This is a genomic window from uncultured Psychrosphaera sp., from assembly GCF_947500655.1.
Lineage (GTDB): Bacteria > Pseudomonadota > Gammaproteobacteria > Enterobacterales > Alteromonadaceae > Psychrosphaera.
Genome location: NZ_CANMSK010000003.1, coordinates 116,745 through 139,964, shown reverse-complemented (window position 1 = coordinate 139,964; position 23,220 = coordinate 116,745). Strand labels below are relative to the sequence as shown.

At 37.1% G+C, this 23,220-nt stretch carries 19 protein-coding genes; 10 read left to right on the top strand and 9 right to left on the bottom strand.

Annotation, left to right across the window (positions count from 1 at the left end):
• Positions 1 to 95: 95 nt before the first annotated feature.
• Positions 96 to 404: a succinate dehydrogenase assembly factor 2 gene (locus Q0940_RS04055; RefSeq protein WP_299264357.1), complete on the top strand. Its 309-nt coding sequence runs from the start codon at positions 96 to 98 to the stop codon at positions 402 to 404.
• Between the two features lie 80 nt (positions 405 to 484).
• Here the strand turns inward: Q0940_RS04055 and msrA are convergent, their stop codons facing one another.
• Complete coding sequence (msrA, locus tag Q0940_RS04050) at positions 485 to 1,792, bottom strand: peptide-methionine (S)-S-oxide reductase MsrA (protein WP_299264354.1); 1,308 nt, start codon at positions 1,790 to 1,792, stop codon at positions 485 to 487.
• A gap of 153 nt (positions 1,793 to 1,945) precedes the next feature.
• Between msrA and Q0940_RS04045 the strand changes: the two genes are divergently transcribed.
• Both Q0940_RS04045 and Q0940_RS04040 read left to right on the top strand, forming a co-directional pair.
• Positions 1,946 to 2,104, top strand: a complete 159-nt coding sequence (locus tag Q0940_RS04045; RefSeq protein ID WP_299264352.1) for an oxidoreductase-like domain-containing protein — start codon at positions 1,946 to 1,948, stop codon at positions 2,102 to 2,104.
• Between the two features lie 86 nt (positions 2,105 to 2,190).
• Entirely contained in the window at positions 2,191 to 2,805 is a 615-nt protein-coding gene (locus Q0940_RS04040; RefSeq protein WP_299264349.1) for a trimeric intracellular cation channel family protein, read from the top strand.
• Here Q0940_RS04040 and Q0940_RS04035 read toward each other — a convergent pair.
• Positions 2,802 to 4,004 carry a GNAT family N-acetyltransferase gene (locus tag Q0940_RS04035; protein ID WP_299264346.1) on the bottom strand — a complete coding sequence of 401 codons (1,203 nt, stop codon included), beginning with the start codon at positions 4,002 to 4,004 and terminating at the stop codon, positions 2,802 to 2,804. The genes Q0940_RS04040 and Q0940_RS04035 overlap by 4 nt on opposite strands.
• Positions 4,005 to 4,167: 163 nt before the next feature.
• On the opposite strand from Q0940_RS04035, the gene Q0940_RS04030 reads away from it, so the two are divergent.
• The 7 genes from Q0940_RS04030 to Q0940_RS04000 all read left to right on the top strand — a co-directional run bounded on the left by Q0940_RS04030 (position 4,168) and on the right by Q0940_RS04000 (position 13,514).
• Positions 4,168 to 4,983: a hypothetical protein gene (locus Q0940_RS04030; protein WP_299264343.1), complete on the top strand. Its 816-nt coding sequence runs from the start codon at positions 4,168 to 4,170 to the stop codon at positions 4,981 to 4,983.
• Complete coding sequence (locus tag Q0940_RS04025; RefSeq protein WP_299264340.1) at positions 4,946 to 5,455, top strand: regulatory protein RecX; 510 nt, start codon at positions 4,946 to 4,948, stop codon at positions 5,453 to 5,455. Before Q0940_RS04030 ends, Q0940_RS04025 begins: the two co-directional genes overlap by 38 nt.
• Positions 5,456 to 5,501: 46 nt before the next feature.
• Positions 5,502 to 8,126 carry an alanine--tRNA ligase gene (gene alaS / locus Q0940_RS04020; RefSeq protein WP_299264337.1) on the top strand — a complete coding sequence of 875 codons (2,625 nt, stop codon included), beginning with the start codon at positions 5,502 to 5,504 and terminating at the stop codon, positions 8,124 to 8,126.
• 131 nt (positions 8,127 to 8,257) lie between these two features.
• Positions 8,258 to 9,544 (top strand): serine protease, encoded by a 1,287-nt coding sequence (locus Q0940_RS04015; RefSeq protein WP_299264334.1) that lies wholly within the window; start codon positions 8,258 to 8,260, stop codon positions 9,542 to 9,544.
• A complete protein-coding gene (locus Q0940_RS04010) occupies positions 9,535 to 10,518 on the top strand; it encodes an FHA domain-containing protein (protein WP_299264331.1) in 984 nt (327 codons plus the stop codon). The genes Q0940_RS04015 and Q0940_RS04010 overlap by 10 nt, the downstream gene beginning before the upstream one ends.
• Positions 10,505 to 11,242 carry a DTW domain-containing protein gene (locus tag Q0940_RS04005; RefSeq protein WP_299264328.1) on the top strand — a complete coding sequence of 246 codons (738 nt, stop codon included), beginning with the start codon at positions 10,505 to 10,507 and terminating at the stop codon, positions 11,240 to 11,242. The genes Q0940_RS04010 and Q0940_RS04005 overlap by 14 nt, the downstream gene beginning before the upstream one ends.
• Before the next feature lie 205 nt (positions 11,243 to 11,447).
• Complete coding sequence (locus Q0940_RS04000; RefSeq protein WP_299264325.1) at positions 11,448 to 13,514, top strand: M13 family metallopeptidase; 2,067 nt, start codon at positions 11,448 to 11,450, stop codon at positions 13,512 to 13,514.
• A gap of 576 nt (positions 13,515 to 14,090) precedes the next feature.
• Here Q0940_RS04000 and Q0940_RS03995 read toward each other — a convergent pair.
• From Q0940_RS03995 to Q0940_RS03965, 7 genes are all read right to left on the bottom strand, one after another.
• Positions 14,091 to 14,954: a DNA ligase gene (locus Q0940_RS03995; protein ID WP_299264322.1), complete on the bottom strand. Its 864-nt coding sequence runs from the start codon at positions 14,952 to 14,954 to the stop codon at positions 14,091 to 14,093.
• Positions 14,955 to 15,104: 150 nt separating this feature from the next.
• Entirely contained in the window at positions 15,105 to 16,388 is a 1,284-nt protein-coding gene (locus Q0940_RS03990; protein WP_299264319.1) for an inorganic phosphate transporter, read from the bottom strand.
• A 42-nt stretch (positions 16,389 to 16,430) separates the two neighbouring features.
• Entirely contained in the window at positions 16,431 to 17,108 is a 678-nt protein-coding gene (locus tag Q0940_RS03985) for a TIGR00153 family protein (RefSeq protein WP_299264316.1), read from the bottom strand.
• Positions 17,109 to 17,380: 272 nt separating this feature from the next.
• Positions 17,381 to 18,088, bottom strand: a complete 708-nt coding sequence (gene phoU / locus Q0940_RS03980; RefSeq protein ID WP_299264313.1) for a phosphate signaling complex protein PhoU — start codon at positions 18,086 to 18,088, stop codon at positions 17,381 to 17,383.
• 72 nt (positions 18,089 to 18,160) lie between these two features.
• Positions 18,161 to 18,985 (bottom strand): phosphate ABC transporter ATP-binding protein PstB, encoded by an 825-nt coding sequence (gene pstB / locus Q0940_RS03975; protein ID WP_299264310.1) that lies wholly within the window; start codon positions 18,983 to 18,985, stop codon positions 18,161 to 18,163.
• 90 nt (positions 18,986 to 19,075) lie between these two features.
• Positions 19,076 to 20,725, bottom strand: coding sequence for a phosphate ABC transporter permease PstA (pstA, locus tag Q0940_RS03970; protein WP_299264308.1), 1,650 nt, complete (start codon positions 20,723 to 20,725; stop codon positions 19,076 to 19,078).
• 31 nt (positions 20,726 to 20,756) lie between these two features.
• Complete coding sequence (locus Q0940_RS03965; protein WP_299264305.1) at positions 20,757 to 23,012, bottom strand: ABC transporter permease subunit; 2,256 nt, start codon at positions 23,010 to 23,012, stop codon at positions 20,757 to 20,759.
• Positions 23,013 to 23,220: the final 208 nt, after the last annotated feature.

The window sequence follows — 23,220 nt, the reverse complement described above, 5'->3', positions numbered from 1 at the left end:
AGTAGTTTCATATATAATCGCGAATATATTTATAAAAATTTGTTATTATCCTCTCGTTAACAAATATATTAGACCAATAATGGCGCACAAATAAGATGACAGATAAAAATCCAAAAGCAGAAGTAGTTTATGTTGATGTTAGTGGTAATAAATTCCAATTAGATTCAAAGCCTAAATTAAAGTGGGCGTGTCGTCGTGGTATGTTGGAATTAGATGTTTTGTTGGAACCTTTTGTGGATGAAGCTTATGACGCTTTATCCACCCATCAAAAAGCAATTTTCCAACGTTTATTAACCAGTGAAGATCCTGATTTATTCGCTTGGTTTATGGGGCATCAAGAATGTAAAGACGCAGAGTTAGATAGCTTAGTTAAAATCATTTTGAACCGCGTGAAAGCGGATTAGTTAAGCAGATAAAATAAAAGGCGGTTAAAACCGCCTTTCTATTATTTAAAACCACCCGCTATTTGGAAGTCATCTAAGCGTTAACTTCTTGCTTTAAATTCCAATACTGTGGCATTGATGCAATATCTAGGTTGTCCATTTGGACCATCATTAAATTTATGACCTAAGTGTATATCTGACTTCTTAGCTCTAATTTCTATACGCTCCATACCAAATCTATTATCTTCTTTGTAATACACTGAATCGTCTACTGGCTTAGTGAATGATAACCAACCAGTACCTGAATTAAATCTATCGCATGTATCAAATAGTGCAGCGCCAGACACTTTGTCGATAAAAGTACCGTCGGGAGTATTTTTAAAGATCTCGTACTCTTTACAAAAGCGTGAGTCAGTACCTTCAGTAAAGGCCACATTAAATGCTTCACTGTCGCCTAGTTTAAAATAACCTAATGCTTTGTAAAATTTAGCAGGTTCAACATAACCTTGGATTGCATATTTTTCTTTACCGTCTTGCATAAACAAAATAGTTGGCGTTGCCCAAGTCGGTGAAGTAATTGTTAAACCATCTAATTGTGATGCACGGCGAAAATGCATTGGAATAGTACCTTGGTAGTCATTGGCAACATCTGCTTTAAACTTATCGCAATAAGGGCAGAATTCAGAGTCGATGATCACAATATGTTGACCTGACAGGATCGCAGAGTTGTCTTTCTTCTCTACTTTATCTTTCTGTGAGCCATCTTTTTTTAAAAAACGCACACCAGTTGAATGGTCAGGACAATAACCATTTGGGTTTTTAACTAAATAATCTTGGTGGTACTCTTCCGCTGGATAGAAAGTGTCGATTAGCTTTATTTGGGTTTTTATCTCACCCAAACCGGCCTTGGTTAACAGCACTTGATATTGCTCAGCTACTTTATTGGCTAAATCAATTTGTTTTTGGCTCGTTAGTAAAATGGTTGAACGGTATTGTGTACCAATATCGTTACCTTGTTGATTCATTTGAGTCGGGTCATGCTGCTCAAAGAAATCTTGGAATAATTCAGTGAGAGTTATTTGAGCAGGGTTATAAGAAACCTGTATAACTTCTGCATGATTGTTTGGATTGAATTTGTTTTTACGTTGAGTAATGGTTCTATAATCCGCTTTTACACCTTTACCATCTGCATAACCTGATACAACATCAGCCACACCTGGTAATTGCGCAAAGCGTTTTTCTGCTCCCCAAAAACAACCAAGACCAAATACTACAGTATCAAGATGCATGGTTTTAAAATCAGAGTCGGCTAGTAATTTAGTTGACGTTTTTGATTCAGTGCTGCAACTAGCAAAGCTAAATGCCATTAAACTAATAACTAAGGCATGAAATGTATATCGTAAATTCATTGGAAACTCCAAAATGGAAGTAATGTCACTGTATTGTATATAACCAGAATAAGCAGATAAAAATTTCAAAATGATGTTAATAAATAATAAAACGCTATAAACCTGTCACGGCTTCTTATATATTCTCCTCATAATAATTGGGAAACATTCTTTATGGAAAAACCAGAAAAGCCTGCACCTAATGAATGCTGTGGTGGTGGGAGTTGTTGTCCTTGTGTTTGGGATGATTATTTTGAAAAACTCAAATCTTGGCAAGAGCATCAAGACTTGGCTGATTTAAAAAAGTTACAAACAGCAGAAGATAAAAAGTAAGCTAGCAGTGAAAACACGATACTAAAAACGTAAGACTAACAACGCCATACAAACAAGACTAAAAATGTGAGAAGTGCAAAGTGGTAATGAGTACAGTGGAAATAGATATTATTTATGTGATGGGATTAGTCGGTTGTGGCGTTTTTGCTATATCTGGTGCCATCATTGCGTATCAAAGAAAAATGGATGGCTTTGGTGTGTTAGTACTTGCTGCGGTTACAGCCATTGGTGGTGGTACGGTTCGTGATTTATTATTAGACGCTCCGGTATTTTGGTTAACCGAGCCTAGCTATATTTACGTGGTTATATTTGCTGCAATTGTGGCGATTATTTGGCTGAATTATTCTGAAAAAATTCCAGCCAAAGCCTTAGAAGTTGCTGATGCTATTGGACTGGCTTTATTTGTTGTTATGGGCACAAGCAAAGCATTAAGTTATGGAGTATCTGATGTAACCGCGATTATCTTGGGAATGATGACAGGATGTTTTGGTGGCATGATCCGTGATGTATTAGCCAACGAAGTCCCTATGATTTTACAAAAAGAGTTATATGCCATTTGCTGTATTGTTGGTGCTAGTTTATATGTTCTTATTATTCCATTTGACGAAGAGTTAGCAATTATAAGTACTTTTTTCACTGTATTACTTTTACGTTTAGCTGCGATTAAATGGAAATGGCAATTACATGTGTTTAAGTATTAATCTTCAGATTTTTTAAAAGGTAATCGTGTTTCACAAGCTTGCATGTAATTCTGGTTTTGTTGTTTTTCTTGTTGGCAAAAGTTATCTATGGCTTCGTGAAATGGTTCAAGTTCAATTACGTGGTAAGAATAGGTTTTGGTGGGAACAAACCCTCTTGAGATTTTATGCTCACCTTGGGTGCCAGGATTAAATGTTGTTAGTTTGTTGTTAATACAATATTCAATACCTTGGTAATAACAGGCTTCAAAATGTAGGATGTCGTGTTCTTGCATTTCTCCCCAATATCGACCATATAAAGTATCGTTAGAGACAATATACAAAGCCGCAGCAATAATTTCATCATCATGAAAGCAAAATAGTATTTGTACTTGGTCTAACATAGTGCGGCATATTTGTTGGAAAAACTCTGGATTCAAATAACCTGTTTGTCTGCGTTTGTAATAGGTGGATTGATAACACTGATAAAATATTTCTAACTCCAAATCTGAAACCTCAGCGCCAGAACGCCACTGCGTTGTAACTCCAGCATCGCGTATTTTTTTACGTTCTTTAAGTATGTTTTTGCGTTTTCTGGCTGTCATTAACGATAAGTATTGGTCAAAATCAGTTAACAAACTGCCATCTTCTGCTTTATTAAACCAATGAAATTGATGTCCTTCTCGTTCAATCCATTTTGTGCTTTCTGTTAGAACTGATCCACTTACCATGAGTTCTTGTTCATTGTTGACTAAGCGTTGCTCAGGAAAAATATAATGACTGCTACTGATATCGCTGTGCTGCACAACGAGTTTCTTAATCTGACTAAAAGCGGCAAGTTCAGACATTGACGTATTGGATAACCATTTACTACACGGAATGGGAGAAAACGGCACGCCTGCGAGTAATTTAGGATAATAATTTAATCCGTTACGTTGATAAGCGTCTGCCCAAGCCCAATCAAATACATATTCACCATAAGAATGTGTTTTTAAATAACTAATAAATAAACCAAACTGCTTAGGCGTTTCATTGTTATTTTTATATATAAAATAATGCGGTATCCAACCTGAACTTTCGCCAATACAGTGACTCTGCTCTAAGGCGAGTAAAAACGCTAGGCTAGTGAACGGATTGTTTGAATGAGCAAATATTTGTTTTTGCAATTCAGGTTCAATATCATTAAGCGAATGGATTAATTGCCAGTTATTATTATCGGTCACGAGTTATCTTAATTAGTTAGTTAATTAGTGGCTTTCAACGATGGAATTCCACCGTTAATAAGGTATGATTACTCACTTTACTAAAGAATACCATCATCAAATAATTATTACAGATCAGCATCATTTACATTGATTGTTGAATTACGGAAAATAAGTAGAATTTATGAAACTTGTTGTTACTAAAGCGAAGACTCTAAATGCGTTCACTTGGATTAGACAAGGATGGCGCTTATTTACTCTGCAACCTGGCCCATTTATGGCGATGAGTGCCATACTTATTGCGATTAGTTTATTCGGTAATTTACATGCGATTTTTGGCGTCGTTATCATTTTTATGATGCCATTTTTATCTGCTGGATTCTACCAATGTGCATCTAGAGCTGAACAAGGGGAAACTATAACCGCAGCCGATGTTTTTGCTTATTTTTCTCAGATACAAGCTCACAAAGTCTTCATCCGTTTAGCTTTTGTTAGCATAGTATTAAGTATTCCAATGACACAATTTGCAGTTTCTTTTGCGGCTGACCTTCAACTTATGGCATCTGGAGAGGGCACAATCGACTTGGTTAATGCATCTTTGATGGTTGCTTTAATATGGTTGAACTTTATGTTGTTAGCTTTTGCTATCCCTGCGGCTTGGATTGCGCCAGAGACAGACGTATTAACTTTATTAAAACAAAGCTTTCAAGCATGTTGGATAAATGTCATGCCGTTAACTGTTTATGGTTTGATAATATTTGCGCTTATTGTGATAAGTATGCCGATTATTTTAGTTGGCTGGTTAATTATGTATTCAGTAAGTGTATTGTCATTTTATCAAATGTTTTTATCTATTTATCAGCCAGAAACGCCAATAAAAAAGAAAAAGATAATTACCAATGATGCTGGTGAAATTATTAGAGATGACGAAACTGAGGTAAGTAGCGAACAAGATACGGACAATGAACAAGTTTCAAAAAACAATACCCCTGATAACTGATCCCGCTAAGCTACGCGCTAGAGGATTATATTGGCTTGGCAGACAAGAGTACTCAATACATGACTTTAGAGTTAAGTTAGAGAAGGTCTGTGAAAATATTGAATTAACGGAAGCGTTAATTACAGATTTTGTTAGCCGAGATTGGTTGAACGAACAACGTTACTTAGAAAGTTTTGTTCGTAATAAGTTATCAATGGGATTGGGCTGTCAACGAATTCAGCAAGAGTTAAAGCAACACGGTTTAAAAAGTGATGTTACTAGCTTGTATATTGAGTCATTAGAGATAGATTGGTTTGAACAAGCCAAATCTACTTATGAGCGAAAGTTCGCAAATAAGCCAATGGATATAAACCAATTGGGTAAAGATAAATTTTATAAAGAAAAAGCGAAACGTTATCGCTATATGTCGTATCGGGGATTTAAACCCGATGAAATAAAGTATTCAATGGAAGATCAGTCAAACGGCTGGTGATCAAAGAGTATTGTAAATAGAGAATTAGAACTTAGGTATTTATTGTATGTATAACACGACGGCCAGTTTACGACAGGCATTTTTAGATTTTTTTGCAGATAAACAACATCAAATTGTAGCTTCAAGTTCTTTGGTTCCGGGCAACGACCCAACATTGTTGTTTACTAATGCCGGCATGGTTCCTTTTAAAGATGTATTTTTAGGCGCTGAAGCTCGTCCTTATACTCGTGCAACTTCATCTCAGCGCTGTGTTCGTGCTGGTGGTAAACATAACGATTTAGAAAACGTTGGTTACACGGCGCGTCATCATACTTTCTTTGAAATGCTCGGTAACTTCAGCTTTGGTGATTACTTTAAACAGGACGCCATGAGCTTTGCATGGGAGTTTTTAACTAAAGAGTTAAAACTACCAGAAAATAAATTATTAGTTACTGTGTATGAATCTGACGATGAAGCATTTGATTACTGGAACAAAGTTATTGGTGTTCCTGCGGAAAAAATCATTCGCATTGGTGATAAATCAGCAGACAAAAAGTACGAGTCAGACAACTTTTGGTCAATGGGTGATACAGGACCTTGTGGTCCATGTTCTGAAATATTTTACGATCACGGTGAACATATTTGGGGTGGTCCTCCGGGTTCTCCAGAAGAAGATGGCGACCGTTTCATCGAGATTTGGAACTTGGTATTTATGCAGTTCAATCGTACTGCCGATGGTGTTATGCATCCGTTACCAAAACCATCTGTTGATACCGGTATGGGTATTGAACGTATTTCTGCAATCATGCAAGGCGTACATTCAAATTATGAAATTGATATCTTCCAAAACTTAATTAAAGCAGCCGCTTCAATATTAAATGTTACTGACTTAGAAAATAAGTCGTTACGTGTTATTGCCGACCATATACGTTCATGTTCATTTTTAATTGTTGATGGTGTTATGCCGTCAAACGAAGGCCGTGGTTATGTATTAAGACGTATTATTCGTCGTGCTATTCGTCACGGTAACAAATTAGGCGCTAACGATTTATTCTTCCATTTATTAGTGAAAACACTAGTACAAGAAATGGGACAAGCGTTTCCTGAGCTTGCTCAGAAACAAGCGATTGTTGAAAAGATGCTGCGTATTGAAGAAGTACAATTTGCCAAAACATTAGAACGTGGATTAGCGCTTTTAGAAAGCTCGTTGGCTGATTTACAAGGCACTGAAATTCCAGGTGAATTAGTATTTAAGTTATACGACACTTATGGATTCCCGGCGGATTTAACCGCTGATATTGCCCGTGAAAAAGAATTAACTATTAACGAAGAAGCGTTTGCTTCTGAAATGGCGGCTCAGCGTAAAATGTCGCAAGCTGCTTCTGGTTTTGGCGCAGATTATAATGACCAGGTTAAGTCTGAGCATGAATCTATATTTAAAGGTTACGACAACTTAGAGTATTCAGCCACAGTGGTTGAATTATTCAAAAATGGTGAGTCGGTAACTGAATTAAGCGACGGTGACGAAGGTATTGTTATTTTAGACAATACACCTTTTTATGCTGAATCAGGTGGCCAGTCAGGCGACCACGGTGTACTTGATAATGACGTTGCTCAATTTACTGTTACAGACACACAAAAAGTCGGTAATGCGATTGGCCATTACGGTAAAATTATTGGTTCATTAACGGTAAATGCTCGTGTTAATGCACAAATAGATTCAGCACGCCGTGATGCAATTAAACAAAATCACTCAGCAACGCATTTATTACACGCAGCATTACGCAAAGTGTTAGGCGAACATGTTGGTCAAAAGGGGTCGTTGGTAGAAGCGGACAAATTCCGTTTTGACTTCTCTCATTATGAAGGTGTAACCGCAGAGCAGTTGCAACAAGCTGAGCGTTTGGTGAATGAACAAATTCAACAAAACCATGACTTAACCACAGATTTAATGCAAATTGATGCCGCCAAAGAAAAAGGCGCAATGGCATTGTTTGGCGAGAAATACGACGATGAAGTTCGCGTTGTTAGCATGGGGCCATTTTCAATTGAGCTGTGTGGTGGTACGCATGTATCGCGCACTGGTGACATTGGCTTATGTAAAATTATATCTGAAGCAGGTATTGCTGCTGGCATACGCCGTGTTGAAGCCGTTACTGGTATGGCGGCGATTGAGTATTTACATCAAACTGACAATACAGTGAGTACGGTTGCTAGTTTATTAAAAGGTGAAGCGAGTTCTTTAGTTGAAAAAGTAGAACAAACCTTATCTCGAAATAAAACACTAGAGAGAGAGTTACGTCAGTTAAAAGAAAAAATGGCAAGCCAGCAAGGTAGTGACTTAACTAAACAAGTGACTGAAATTGCAGGTGTTAAATGTCTCATTGCTAATTTAGAGTCGGTCGATCCTAAATCGTTACGCGGCATGATTGATGAGCTGAAAAACAAATTAGGCTCAGTAGTTATTATGCTAGCAGCGGTTAACGATGACAAAGTAAGCTTAATTGCCGGTGTAACCAAAGATTTAATTGGTAAAGTAAAAGCTGGCGATTTAGTTAACCATGTTGCTTCACAAGTTGGTGGTAAAGGTGGCGGTCGTCCAGATATGGCTCAAGCTGGTGGTACTCAACCTGAAAATGTTGATACAGCATTAGCCTCGGTTAGTGCGTTTTTAACTGAAAAACTATCTTAATGATGTACTTATTTACAGCTAGTTAATATATAAAGTAATGCCGTTCTTAATTGGAGCGGCATTTTTGTTTTTGTACTTCAAGTTAATGTCATTGGTATTAGCTGTTTCTTACCCTGATGGAGTTTGTTTCATTGAATACAATAAAAGTGAAAGCGCAGTCAATATTGTTACTGCTTTTAAGTTTAGCCTTACCTAAGCTGGCGATGGCACAAGATGCCAATGAACTCTTTACTACTTTTAGTCCTGCGTTAGTGCAGATAAAGTCGATAAACTTGGAGTCGGGGCAAAAGTCGTCCATCGGCACTGGTTTCTTTATTACTAAAGATGGCAAATTAGTCACTAATTATCATGTTATTTCTAGTTATGTACAGTCACCACAGAAGTACAAACTTGAATATGTTGACGATCAACAACGTACAAATAATGTAAAAGTCATTGCGGTTGATGTGATCAATGATCTTGCCTTGTTATCGAGCAATACTCAAAGTGATGTGTTTTTTGAATTATCAAAAACAGCTCCTGAAAAAGGATCAGATCTTTTTGCGTTAGGAAACCCTCATGATTTGGGCATGATAGTGGTTCCCGGTACTTACAATGGTATTCAATTAAAAAGTTTTTATCAGCGTATTCATTTAACAGGTTCAATTAACCCAGGAATGTCTGGTGGTCCAACGGTTAATCAAGAAGGAAGGGTTGTTGGCATTAATGTGGCTACAGCAGGAAATCAAATCGGCTTCTTAGTTCCAGTTGAACGACTGTGGCTATTGGTGAATAAATATAAAAACGTAAATGTAGAGACGCAAGCAAAAGAGGTAGATTTAATTGCTGATATCCGTGAGCAATTGCTTTTTAATCAGACAAGTCTGTATCAAAATTTATTAACGAGTGAATGGTCAACAAGCTCTTTAGGTAGCGCTATTGTGCCAAGTGAAATATCTGACTTTATGCCTTGCTGGGGCGACTCAAATCAAGACCGCGAGAAAAAACAATATAATCAGGCAACATCAAATTGTCAGTTAGAAGAGAGCATTTACATAAGCGATACATTACGGACGGGATTTGCACAAGTTGGCTTTAATTGGATCCAAAGCGATAAATTAAGCGCCATGCAATTAAGTCACTTATATACATTAAATTTGAATGCTCGTTATGGTCATACTAATGCCGGTTTTGACGACGTTACTGATTTTCAATGTAATGAAAATATTATTAAAAACTCAAGTGGCGAGTCGGTAAAAGGCTTAATGTGTATACGAGCTTACCGAGAATATTCAGGATTGTTTGATGTTAGATTCAATTCTTTATTACTGGAAAAAGATGATCAAACATTAATTGCTAAGTATTTTTTACAAGGTGTGACAAAACAAACGGCAAACGCCTTTTACGTTAAGTTTATGGAGAACGTGAAATGGAAATAGTCATTGAATTACTCACTCGTAACAATAAAGTTAAAAGTTTCCATAAACTATCTGGCGACTCTATAAAAATAGGGCGATCGTACGAAAATGACTTTGTGTTACACGATGAACATATTAGCCCACATCATGCGGAAATAATTCAGTCTGAAATTGGCTCCTTGGTATTAATCGACAAATGTTCGGTTAATGGTATTCGTGACAAGAAAAACAAAGACCTTGGCTCACAAGCAAATTTGAAATCGGGCGATGTATTAACAATAGGTAAGCATTTACTACGCATTGTATTACCGCATCACCCTGTTGCTGAAACAAAAAAAATGAATGCATTAGAAGATATTACTAATCATCTAAATCAATGGTATTTAGCATTCATTGCTGCATTAGTGTTCTTTTCTAGCATGGTAGTGAAGTCTTACTTTTCTACCATAGGCGATATTATTTGGACTAAAGTGTTTGCAACGTCTTTATTAGTGACGATAGCACTTATGCTGTTTCCTTTATTTATTGCTATTTTTGCTAGAGTATTCAAAAAAGAAGTTAGGTTTTTTACTGCTGTGGTATTTAGTTTTACCATGTTTTTGGCTTGGCAGATCACCACAGCTTTAGGGCAAGTATTACTATTTAATTGGGGCGACTCCAGCTTAGTGAACTTAGGTGCCGATGTTGTTGAATTCGTTATGATGGTTTTATTCTTTTGTGGCTGTTTTTATCTGGCCAGTAATATGAGTGTTAAACGTCTCTGCATTGTTTCATGTTCATTGGTCATATCTATTGCAGCATTATTCCATTTTAGCAGTCAAGATGATGGTAAAGTTCAGCTATATCCAGTGTCATACGCCGTTGTTTTACCGCCTGCTATGTTAGTTACAACGGCTATTTCAACGGAGCAGTCTATCGTTAATTTTGAGGCTTTGTTTGAGTCCGCTTCAAGAGAATCCATAAAAAGAAATAAAGAAGCTGATGAGCACGAATAATATAGAAATACCTGTAGAGTCAAAGTCGACTGTAGATATAAAAAGCACTGCAAGTTTTAAAAATAACTCAGTTAGGGTATTAAGAGACTATCAACGCCAGTTTTCTACCCGTGAATTTAAAGCCCGAGGATATTTGCTAAAACGTTGTGAGTCTTGCTTATTAGGTATAAGTAAATGTGTTTGCGGTTTAGTACCACAGGTCGAGTCAAACCTTGGTGTATGTATGTTGATGTATCATGCTGAGTATTATAAACCATCAAATACCGGTCAGTTAATCTGTGATGTAATAAAAGACAATTATGCATTTCGTTGGCAAAGAACCGAATTAGAACCTGAGCTTGAAAAGTTATTAACGGACGAGCAATGGTATCCCATCATTGTATTTCCGCACGATAATGTTGAAGTCGAACGTCAAATTCAACAAGTACCAACAAGTCTAGAACTCGGCTCAAGGCGTCCATTATTAGTGTTTTTAGATGGCACATGGAGGCAGGCTAAAAAGATGTTTGTTAAGTCGCCTTATTTAGCCAAATTACCAGTGCTACAAGTCTCCCATAAAGCAAAAGGCGATTATCAATTACGTGAGGCATATCACGATCATCATTTAAGTACGGTTGAAGTCGCCGCTGAAATATTCAAACAAGTGGGCGAACTTACCATGGCTGAAAACCTTACTCATTTATTTCAAGTGTTTAGAGATAATTACAAAGAGTTCAAACGTTAAGGCTATTTAGCGTATTTTAATTGTAACTAAACGTTATCTGCGTTGACATTAATGGTGTAATCCGTAATCTTATCGGGGACTTTTGACAGTGCTTCAGTGCGGTGACGTAAACTGGTCGAAATTAGAATAATAAATTGGAAGTTGTTTAGATTTAGTTAGAGCTAAATTAGACAATTATCTTGTAAGTCATTTTTGGGAAATCATTATGAAAAAAATTAGTGCAATTGCAGCAAGTGTTGCATTGAGTCTTGGAGTATTGTCGTTAGCGGCTTGTTCACCAAAACAAGATACTCAAACCGAGCAAGCAGAAGTTAAACCATTAACCTCAGGTATCGCACTTGAGAATATGGATGAAAGTTACAAAGCTGTAGATAATTTTTATCGTTATACCAACGGTAAATGGTTAGACACTACGGAAATTCCGGGTGATAAATCTAACTATGGTTCTTTCACTAAATTGTATGACGATTCACAGGAAAACCTTAGAACTATTATCGAACGTGCTTCAACGGCAAAGAATAATAAGCCAGGCTCTGATGAGCAAAAACTAGGTGATTTTTACAATTCATTTATGGATGAATCACAAGCTGAAGAAAAAGGCTTTGCACCGCTAGAAGGTTTAGTTGCTAAAATTAATTCAGTAGAAACTCATAACGACATTGCTTCATTAATTGGTGCTTTATATAGCGCAGGTGTAAATGGTCCTTTAGGTTGGTATGTAAATAACGACGCTAAAAAATCTGACCAATACGCTGTGTATGTTGTTCAATCGGGTCTAGGTTTACCGGATCGTGATTACTACTTAAAAGACGACGAAAAATCAAAAGCTAACCGTGCAGCATACGTGAGTTATATTACTGATATGTTAACTATGGCTGGCTCTGAAGATGCAGCTGGTGCAGCTTCTCGTATTTTAGCGCTGGAAACACAAATTGCTGAGAAACAGTGGTCTCGTGTAGAAAGCCGTGATGCTAACAAACGTTATAACAAATACAGCACAGCTGAATTTGCTAAATATATGGGTGACTTTCCATGGGAAGTATACGCAAAAGCAACAGGTCTAGATAAAATAGATACGCTAATCGCCTCACAAAATACTTACCTTAAAGCGTTTGGTGAAGTATTTGATACGGTTGATGTAAATACTTGGAAAGAGTATTTAACTCTGCACTTAGTGTCAGAATACGGCAGTAAATTATCTAAGCAGTTTGTAGACCGTAGCTTTAGTTTTTATGGCACAGACTTACGTGGCATTGAAGAACAACAACCTCGCTGGAAAAAAGCCGTTAACGGTGTTAACTCAGTATTAGGTGAATTACTTGGCCGTTTATATGTAGCCGAGCATTTTAAACCTGAAGCTAAAGAGCGTATGGAGCTGTTAGTTGAAAACGTGATCAAAGGCTATGAAGTTGCTATCAAAGAATTAGAATGGATGAGTGAAGAAACTAAAAAGTCAGCACTTGAAAAACTATCTAAATTCACACCTAAAATTGGTTACCCGGATGAGTGGAAAGACTACTCAGCTTTAGAAATTAAACCGGGTGATTTGGTTGGTAACTATATGCGTTACAACCAATGGCAAATGCAAGAAATGCTGAACAAATTAGGCCAGCCGATTGATCGCAATGAATGGCACATGACACCTCAAACGGTTAACGCTTATTACAATCCAGTAATGAACGAAATCGTATTCCCTGCTGCAATTTTACAACCTCCATTCTTTAACTTAGAAGCGGAAGATGCAGTTAACTACGGCGGTATTGGTGCAGTTATCGGACATGAATTAGGCCACGGTTTTGACGACCAAGGCGCTAAATACGACGGTGAAGGTAACTTACGTAACTGGTGGACTGAGTCTGACGAAGAGCAATTTAACGCTCGCGGTAAAATGTTCTCAGAGCAATACAGCAAGTTTGAAGTATTCCCAGGTGAGTTCGTAAATGGTGACTTAACACTAGGTGAGAATATTGGTGATTTAGGTGGATTAACAGTCGCGTATAAAGCTTACTTCTTATCGCTTGATGGAAAAGAAGCACCAGTACTTGACGGTTATACTGCTGAGCAACGTATATTCTTAGGTTGGGGCCAAATCTGGCGTCGTCTGTATCGTGACAAAGAGTTACAAACTCGTCTTAAAACAGACTCACATTCGCCTAGTGAATATCGTGTAAACGGTATCCTACAGAATATGCCAGAGTTTTATAAAGCCTTTGATGTTAAAGAAGGTGATGGTCTTTACTTGAAAGAAGAAGACCGCGTTAAAATTTGGTAATTAATATTAATTACTAAGATTTTCGATTAAAAAATGCCAGCTTATGCTGGCATTTTTTTGTAGAGTTAAACTAAATATAAATAATCTGTTTAACAGCGGTTAAATTCTAAATAAGGAGTTTGGTTAGAAATGGGTACTGAGATTTTTTCCATTTTTCTGTTTATACCAATTATCTTTTTCATACTAAATATACTTGGGCTGAGGTCACCCCCAACTAGAAACAAAGCTTTGTATATTTTAGTCATTAATACGATATTTATGTCTTACTTTTTAATATCTGGTTTTATTGGTGGTTCTTTCAAGCAACACCTAGTGTTTGCAAGTCTACTCTTTGTACCTTTTCAAATTATTACATTAGGTATTACTTGGACTTTACTTAAGTATTCTTCATTAAAATCGACTAATTAATAGTACATCCCAGAGTAATAAAACAGATCAAAATTAAACCCAAATCAATATTAGTAGCATGCGTTCAATACGTATTTATAATATTTGGCTTACAGCCTTACAGCCTTACAGCCTTACAGCCTATTTTCGAAACTCGCCACTCGAAGCTCGAAACTATCTAACTCACCCCTACAACTCTTCCATATCACTCCTAATTCTTATAAACACCGGAAATCTTGGTAAGCCTGTTTTTGTGGTGCCTGTGTAACGATAACTAATGATGTCACCAATTTTAGGTGGTTTTTGTCTTTGCTGATCACTAAAGCCGCTGCCTATTTTAAACTCTTTGCCGTTTTTATCTTTTACTAACAATGAGCCCATCATATTCTTGTATTTACCTTTGCCTAGCAGGTGTCTAACGACTATGGCTTCTTTGTCTGTGAAAGGTTTTAACTTTATGATCTTGTCGGTACGGCCGCTTTGATAATACGCATCAGCTTTATTTAGCATTAATCCTTCAGCGTTATTATTAACTAGCTTATTATAATGCTCGATAAGTTGGCTGTATTTCTCAAATGAGTGGTGGGGGACCAATTTCAGCCATGAAATGTTTAAAGGTGATATTAAGTTTTCTATGTAGTCCATACGTTGAGAGAATATTAACTGGGACTTAGGGGCATCAAACAGCATGAATTTCACGTTTTGCCATTCACTGTCTATGGGTGTTTGTTTGCGGATAATGCCTGAGACTAAATCAAATTGACCTCTGCCAGTCCAGAGTTCGCCTTCAAGTAGCACGTTTGGGAAGTCTTTTATAAACCAAGTTGGCGCATGAATAATGTTGCCCGCTCTGGATATTAGATTTTCACCATTCCAATAACCACGTACGCCATCTAGTTTCTCACTGGCTAAATATCCCTTATATGAGTCCTGTAAGCTCTCCAGAGTCGTTGTTTGAGATAACATGATATTAGGTTTAGCAGACAGAGCAATTGCGTAGAAAGGCATAACAGCTAGCCAAGTACATAATAGTAGAATAATGATATGAGTCATAACCGTCCTTGTTTATCAAAATTGATATCGTATGTTGAGCATTAAGTTGAATGACAAGTATAGATGATGTTTCTAAAAAGGGTAAATGTGAGGGTAAAAAAAACCAGCCGAAACTGGTTTTTTACATTAAGCGTTGCCTACGTTAGTTACTTAAGCGACACCAAATACTGCTTTTAATATAACAAAACAAACAATTGCAAGGCCGGCACCAATTGGTAATGTGATAACCCAAGAGACAACGATATTTCTTACAACACTCATATTAAGCGCTGCAATACCACGTGCTAGACCAACACCTAATACCGCACCAACTAAAGTTTGTGTAGTAGAAATAGGAAGACCCGTACCTGATGCAATAATAACTGTAGTTGCCGCAGCTAATTCAGCAGCAAAGCCTCTACTTGGCGTAAGGTGAGTAATACCTGTACCAATTGTTTTAATAACTCTATGACCAAATAATGCTAAACCAGCAACAATACCAAATCCACCAAGTGGTAGTATCCACCAAGCTAATGTTGCTTTTGCAGCGATTTCACCACTGTTACCAACTATGCTTACAACGGCAGCCAAAGGACCAATTGCATTAGCAACGTCATTTGAACCGTGAGCAAATGCCATACAACATGCTGTTACTATCATTAATACTGAAAAGATTTTTTCAACATTGTTGAATTGCATTTTTTTATCAGCTTTAGGATCAATTTCTATTTTACTAATAAAGTATTTACCAACCAAAGCAACCAAAATACCAACTAAACAGGCATAAATATAAGTTTCTAATGTACCTATGGCAAAATCAGAATCAGATAAAACGTGTTTTAAGCCTTTTTTGATTGTCACAAGTGACATAATAAAACCAGCTAAGAACATATAAAAAGGCACATATTTTTTTGCATTTTCTAACGGGTTTTTAGTATTGAATATCAAGCGTTGTGCTGACATAAAGATAACGTAAGCAAGAATACCTGACAGGGCAGGGGTCACAATCCAACTCAATACTATACCGCCTACTTTACCCCAGTTAACGGCATCCATTCCTACACCAAATGCAGCGAAACCAACTATGGCACCAACAATTGAGTGGGTGGTAGATACTGGCCAACCTAAGTAAGAGGCAACCGCTAACCAAATAGCTGCAGATAAAAGAGCTGAGATCATACCAATAACCAGTAAATCTGCGTTATTGACGAACATAGCAGAGTCAATGATACCTTTGCGGATAGTTGAAGTAACTTCACCGCCAGCTAAATAAGCGCCGGCAAATTCAAATATCATTGCGATAACAATTGCTTGTTTAATGGTAAGTGCTTTAGAACCTACAGAAGTACCCATAGCATTTGCTACGTCATTGGCACCTATGCCCCAAGCCATAAAAAATCCGACTACAGCGGCAGTTACTACCAGCATTACACCGTACGTTGTGAAAAAATCCATCGATTTAACCTAATTTTTTAATTAATAAAAGAATGTTTGAGATTAACGTGCAAGCATAAGCTCAAGGCGTGAACCTACTCGTTCGGCCAAATCGGCCAACTCACCAATCCATTCAATCATGCGGTAAGTCACCATCACATCAATAGGATTTAATTCGCTTTCCAACTGTTTAAGTTGTAAACGTATGGCTATTTGCATGCGATCGGTATCATCTTCTATCGCATCCAATTCAGTTATCATGTTTTCAACTAAGTCTACTTCACGGCCTTTAAAACCAGTTTCAAGTAATTCGTCCATTTCGTTGATAGCATTTCTAGCTTGTTTCGTCGCATCAATGTTGCGTTGAACAAAAGCTTTGAATTCTGTTTGTATTGACTTAGGAACTGAAAGTTCGCGCCCTAAGAATCGCCCAGAAATATCTTTAGCTTTGTTAGCTATTTTGTCTTGTTGGGTAACAAGCTCAAGGATATCGGTACGCTCAACAGGCATGAATAAACCACGTGGTAAATTCATTCTGATCTCACGTTTAAGTACGTCTGCTTGTTTTTCTAGTTGTGATATTTCTTCACGAATTTTTGCAGCAGTTTTCCAATCGTCTGCAAAGACAGCTTCAAAAAACGGAACTAGTAATTTAGCCGAACTGTGTACTTTATTAATGTGCTCTTCTAATGCTTTTAGAGGAGATTTTGCAAATAAGCCAAGTATTGAATTAGAGGCCATATTTTTATACCTTTTTGGGGTTGGTAAAAACGAGCGAATTGTAACTTGTAGAAGTGACCATGTCACATCTGTTTAGTCGTTTCTGCAATTTAATTAATGATGCATTGCAACAAGAGTAGATTATATGTCGGTAATGTTACACTTGTGTGACAAGGTTTTGATTTTGAAATAAAAATGTAACATATAAGTTTAAGCATAAAAAAACGCCTTTAATAGGCGTTTTCATTGGCTTTGTGGGAGGTATACAGTATAGTAATTCTATACTTATTTCCCTAGCTTAAGATGTTTTGTTTAATTTCATCTTCTGATGTGTGACGAACATCCTTACCTTTTACAAAGTAAATAACGTACTCAGAGATGTTTTGGCAGCGGTCACCAATACGCTCTAAAGAACGCACAGACCATAACACATCCATTATTTTTGGAATGGAACGAGGATCTTCCATCATATGAGTCATTAACTGACGCGCAATACCTTCGTATTCACGGTCTAGTTCTTTATCTGCTTTGTGTACGTCAAACGCAGCATCCACATCCATTCTGGCAAAAGCATCTAATACATCATGCAACATAGTAATCGCTTTTCTGCCCATGCCGTCCATAGAGACTAAGAATTCTTGCTGTGTTTTATTGAATGACTCAAGAGCAACTTTGGCAATACGTTTAGCTTCATCTCCAATACGTTCTAAATCTGTAACGGTTTTGATAATGGCTAATACTAAACGTAAGTCCGATGCTGCAGGTTGGCGTTTTGCAATAATACGGTTACAGTCTTCATCAATTTGCACGTCCATTTTATTTACTAGGTAATCCGACTCTAAAACTTGTTTAGCTAAATCTTTGTCGCTTTTATTAACGGCGTTAAGTGCATTGGTAAGTTGCTGCTCAACCAATCCACCCATTTTTAATACGTCGTTTCTGATCTGTTCTAACTCATCGTTAAATTGACCAGAGATATGTTTGTTAATATTAAATTCCATCGTCTTACCTTTTGTAAATTTGCTATGCCAAATGTAGAGTTAAAAACCGTATTTAGGAGTAATGCGATATTACTAACCGTAACGGCCAGTAATATAATCTTCTGTTTTCTTCTTACTTGGTGTTGTAAATAATGTGTTTGTATCAGCATGTTCAATTAACTGGCCCATGTACATAAAGGCAGTTTGATCAGATACACGAGCTGCTTGTTGCATGTTATGAGTAACAATAACAACTGTGTATTTATTTTTTAACTCTGTGATCAATTCTTCAATGGTTAAAGTTGAGATTGGATCAAGTGCTGATGTTGGTTCATCTAATAGTAGTACTTCTGGCTCAATAGCAATGGCACGAGCAATAACAAGTCTTTGTTGCTGTCCGCCTGATAAACCTAATGCACTGTCGTGTAAACGGTCTTTTACTTCATTCCAAAGGGCTGCATTACGTAATGCGTTTTCAACTACTTCATCTAGTACACGACGGTCTTTCACACCTTGTAAGCGCAAACCATAAACAACATTCTCATAAATACTTTTAGGAAAAGGATTAGGACGTTGAAAAACCATACCGACTTTACGACGTAAAGAGGCAACATCTACTGACTTGTCATAGATGTTTTGGTTATGTAAAAGAATTTGGCCTTCAATTTTACAAGTATCTACCAAATCATTCATACGGTTAATACAACGTAACAACGTTGACTTACCACAACCAGAAGGACCGATAAACGCAGTAACTTGTCCTTTAGGTATATTCATAGTGATATTTTCTAAAGCTTGTTTTTCAGCATAATAAAGATCTAAGCTTTTTATGCGAAGAGCAATTTGTTGCTCTTGTAAGTTACTTAAATCTATTATTGATGACTTTTTGTTACTCATATCAGGTGCCATGGAAATCATGTCTTACTCACTTAATCGTTTTAATTTGTCTTAGACGGTATTCACTCTCAATGGTTATAAATACCGTTTTACTAATCTATTACTAATGTATTAATGGTCTAGCGCTTTATATTTTTCACGTAAATGGTTACGTATGCCAATGGCAGTTATGTTTAAAGCGACAATAACAGTGACCAGTAAAAAGGATGTTGCATATACTAACGGTCTTGCAGCTTCAACATTTGGACTTTGGAAACCAACATCATAAATGTGGAAACCTAAATGCATAAACTTACGGTCTAAATGCACAAACGGGAAGTTACCATCTAGCGGTAATGTTGGCGCCATTTTTACTACGCCGACTAACATTAACGGTGCTACTTCACCAGCCGCTCGTGCCACAGCAAGTATTAAACCTGTCATTATTGCAGGGCTTGCCATAGGAATAACAATGCGCCATAAGGTTTCAGCTTTTGTTGCTCCAAGCGCTAATGAACCTTGGCGTAATGAGCCAGGAATTCGAGATAATCCTTCTTCTGTTGAAACAATAACAACAGGCAAGGTTAATATAGCCAATGTTAAGGCTGACCAAAGCATACCAGGAGTTCCAAATGTTGGACCCGGTAATGCTTCTGGATAAAATAGTTGGTCTATAGAGCCACCAAACATGTAAACAAAGAAACCTAAACCAAATACACCATAAACAATAGACGGCACACCTGCTAAGTTAATAACCGATATTCTGATGATTTTAGTGATCGCGCTGTTACCTGCATATTCATGTAGGTAAACCGCAGCGATAACACCGAATGGCGTTACAATAACAGCCATCAACATCACCATGAAAACCGTACCGAATATAGCAGGGAATACGCCGCCTTCGGTATTGGCTTCACGTGGATCATTAACAATAAATTTGCCGATTTGCTTACCAAATTGGCCTAGCTTTTCTATTGTTGACATGTCATTTGGAAAAATAACATCCAGTATATAATTTAGTTGTATAGTAACTAGTTCGCCACGCATATCTTTAATGATAACACTGTCACGTTTTGCTAAGTTACGGTATTCAAACAATTCTTTTTCATACGTGAGGTATTCAGCTTGAAGTGCATCACGTTGAGCTTCTATTTCTAACTTAACTTGCTCAGTTAAATCACCTTCTAACTCATGTTTTCTTTGTTTAAGCCTAAGTCTTTCAAACTCGTAGTTGATTGCACCAATTTCACCGTTTTGTAAATCTAATGCTTTGTCGTTTAACTCAACGGCACGCTCAATTAACTCAGCTAATAATTGATTTTTATTCTCGGTAACAACCTTGCCGTCTTGAATAATACTATCTAAGTAACCATAAAAGTTACCATTTTTACTACGTTCAAAAACCGCTAAACCAGTTGGCGTGGATTCTTGCTGAATATAAGTGGTTAGTAACCATTGAAAGTCTAAATCAACATATTCACGGTTACCGGTTTTAATTAAAAGTCTCTCTACAGTCTCACCTTGAGTTTCTTTAAACAAAACACCCGATTCAACAAGTTGTTGAGTTGGTACTTGTTCTTTTTCGTATATCTCACCAATAATGGTTTTACTTACACCCGCTTGCGTAGTGATTTCAAATTGATGAATATCGGCCGGCCAAAAATACGTTAAGCCACGGCTTGCGATTAATAGTAATAAGCCAATAACGGATATTAAACTGACACTTACTGCGCCAGCTGTCATCCATACCCACGGTGACCCAGACTTGAACCATAATTTCATTGTTATACTCCTGATATATTCAAGTTACGGGTTAAAGTGAACTGTACTTTTCACGTAAACGCTGACGCACAAACTCGGCGATAGTGTTTACCACAAAAGTAAATATAAATAATACAAAGGCGGCTAAGAATAGAATTCTATAGTGCGAACTACCTACTTCAGATTCTGGCATTTCAACCGCAATGTTTGCAGATAAAGTGCGCATGCCTTCAAATATGCTCCAATCCATAATTGGTGTATTACCTGTTGCCATAAGCACAATCATAGTTTCACCAACTGCGCGGCCTAAGCCCATCATTACGGCTGAAAATATACCTGGACTTGCTGTTAGTAATACCACTTTAACTAAGGTTTGCCATTGTGTTGCGCCTAACGCTAGTGAACCATTAGATAGTGTTTTAGGTACGCTAAATACCGCATCTTCTGCAATGGAGAAGATAGTTGGAATAACCGCAAAGCCCATGGCAATACCAACAATCAATGAGTTACGTTGGTCAAAATTAATGCCTAACTCGTTAGTAATGTATAAACGTGTATTACCATCAAATAACCACTCTTCTACTAATGGACTAAGACTAAAAGCCATATAAGAAACGATAACAACAACCGGTAATAATATAATGGAGTCCCAACCTTGTGGAACTGTATTTTTAATTTTGGCTGGTAAGTTATGCCAAGCAAATGCAGTTAATATAATGGTAATAGGTAATAATATTAGTAGCAGCACAACCCCTGGGAGATGGTCTTCAATCACAGGTGCTAACCATAACCCCGCCAAGAAGCCTAAGATAACAGTTGGTAAGGCTTCCATAATTTCAACGGTAGGTTTAACAAATTTACGAACATTTGGAGCCATAAAGTAAGCGGTATAGATAGCAGCCGATAAACCAATAGGAACGGCAAATAACATAGCGTACATAGCCGCTTTTAAGGTACCAAACGAAATTGGAACTAAGCTAAATTTAGACTCAAAGTCATCACTTGCAGAAGATGATTGCCAAACGTAGTCGGCTTCAGGGTAACCTTCATACCACACTTCTTGCCATAATCCAGACCAAGTTACTTCAGGGTGTTCATTTTCAACTTTTGAAATGTTTAACGTATTGTTCGCAATTGAAATAACGGCATTTGAACGAGGTGAAAACGCTAACGAATCAATTTTCCCGTCGGCTAGTTTACCTTGCCACAATTCTGCTTCTGAGGTGGTGTGGAAAAGATTGATATGACCTGATTCTGTTGCAGCTAGGAAAGTACGACGATAGAACTCAGGGTAAATCGCTTGAACGGAAGAGCCTTTAGCGTCACCTGATAATTCAAATTGGCGAACTTTAACAAAGTCACGGCCTTGGTCGCTGTTGGTTTCAAACCATTGTTCAAGTACCCCGTTACTAAAGCCGACGATAACTGAGTTAGCACCTGCCAATAAATTTGCCGCTGTAACTTGAATGTTTGAATTTAAATTAGCAATCAAGTTTACATTATAAAGTAGTGATACGTCACTTGAGTCGCGAGTGTTAAATACATATAACTGATTGGTTGTAATAATAAATGCACGAGACAAATCAGGCGATACAAGTGTATGTAGAATATTCCCACTTATTTGAGTTAACTCTGTCGAGTTTGCAGTCCATTCAATCTCTTCTGAAAACATATTTTCTTCACCTTCTAACTTAGTGAAATATATTTTTGAATCAGAATGTTGATGGATTAAGCCAATAGATTCTTCGTTAGTGGCAAATGAAAATTTGTTAATTGTAAATAAGCTGTCGGCTTCTAAAGAGATAGTACTTTCTCCAAAAGGATAGCTTATATAAGGGAGCAGCTGTCTTTTGTCATCTGGAAACGTGACTCTGAAATCAGGTTTTATAATTAATAACTCAGACTGCTGGTTAATGTAGCCGTATAATCCTTTTTGAGGAGCACTAGCATCAAATGCCGTTATCTCACTAACTGCTGGGATCTTCTCAGACAGTATAAGTTGTCCAGCTTTATTACCGGTTAATGCATAAAAGTCAACTAAGCCTTTTTCGGTCAAAGCAAATGCAATTTCATTTTGTTCTTCTACAGCCACACTTGCATAAATCTGTGTCAGCTCATCTATATTGGTAACCGATTCAATTTCAGCTGCATTAAAAACCGGTTTTACAATATAAAGAAGATAAAAGAATATTAGTAACAAAGCGCATAAAACCATTATGCCGCCGGCGGTTACACCATACTTGGCTACTTTATCTTTAAGTAACCTAGTCGATTCTGTTTTTAAAGCATTGTCTGAAGTACTAGACATCTAAAAATCCAACTTATTTTTGATTGCCGTTAGTATATGGCGTTAATGTTACAGTTATGTGACATAAAAATTATACCAATGTAATAATTTGATGATGGCACAAATAAAATTTGATTAAAAATCAATCATCAAGTAGTTTGGTGGGTATTTATGCATTCGTTTTCTGGATTATTTATACTTTACCGTTAATACTCTGGAGACGTTTAAA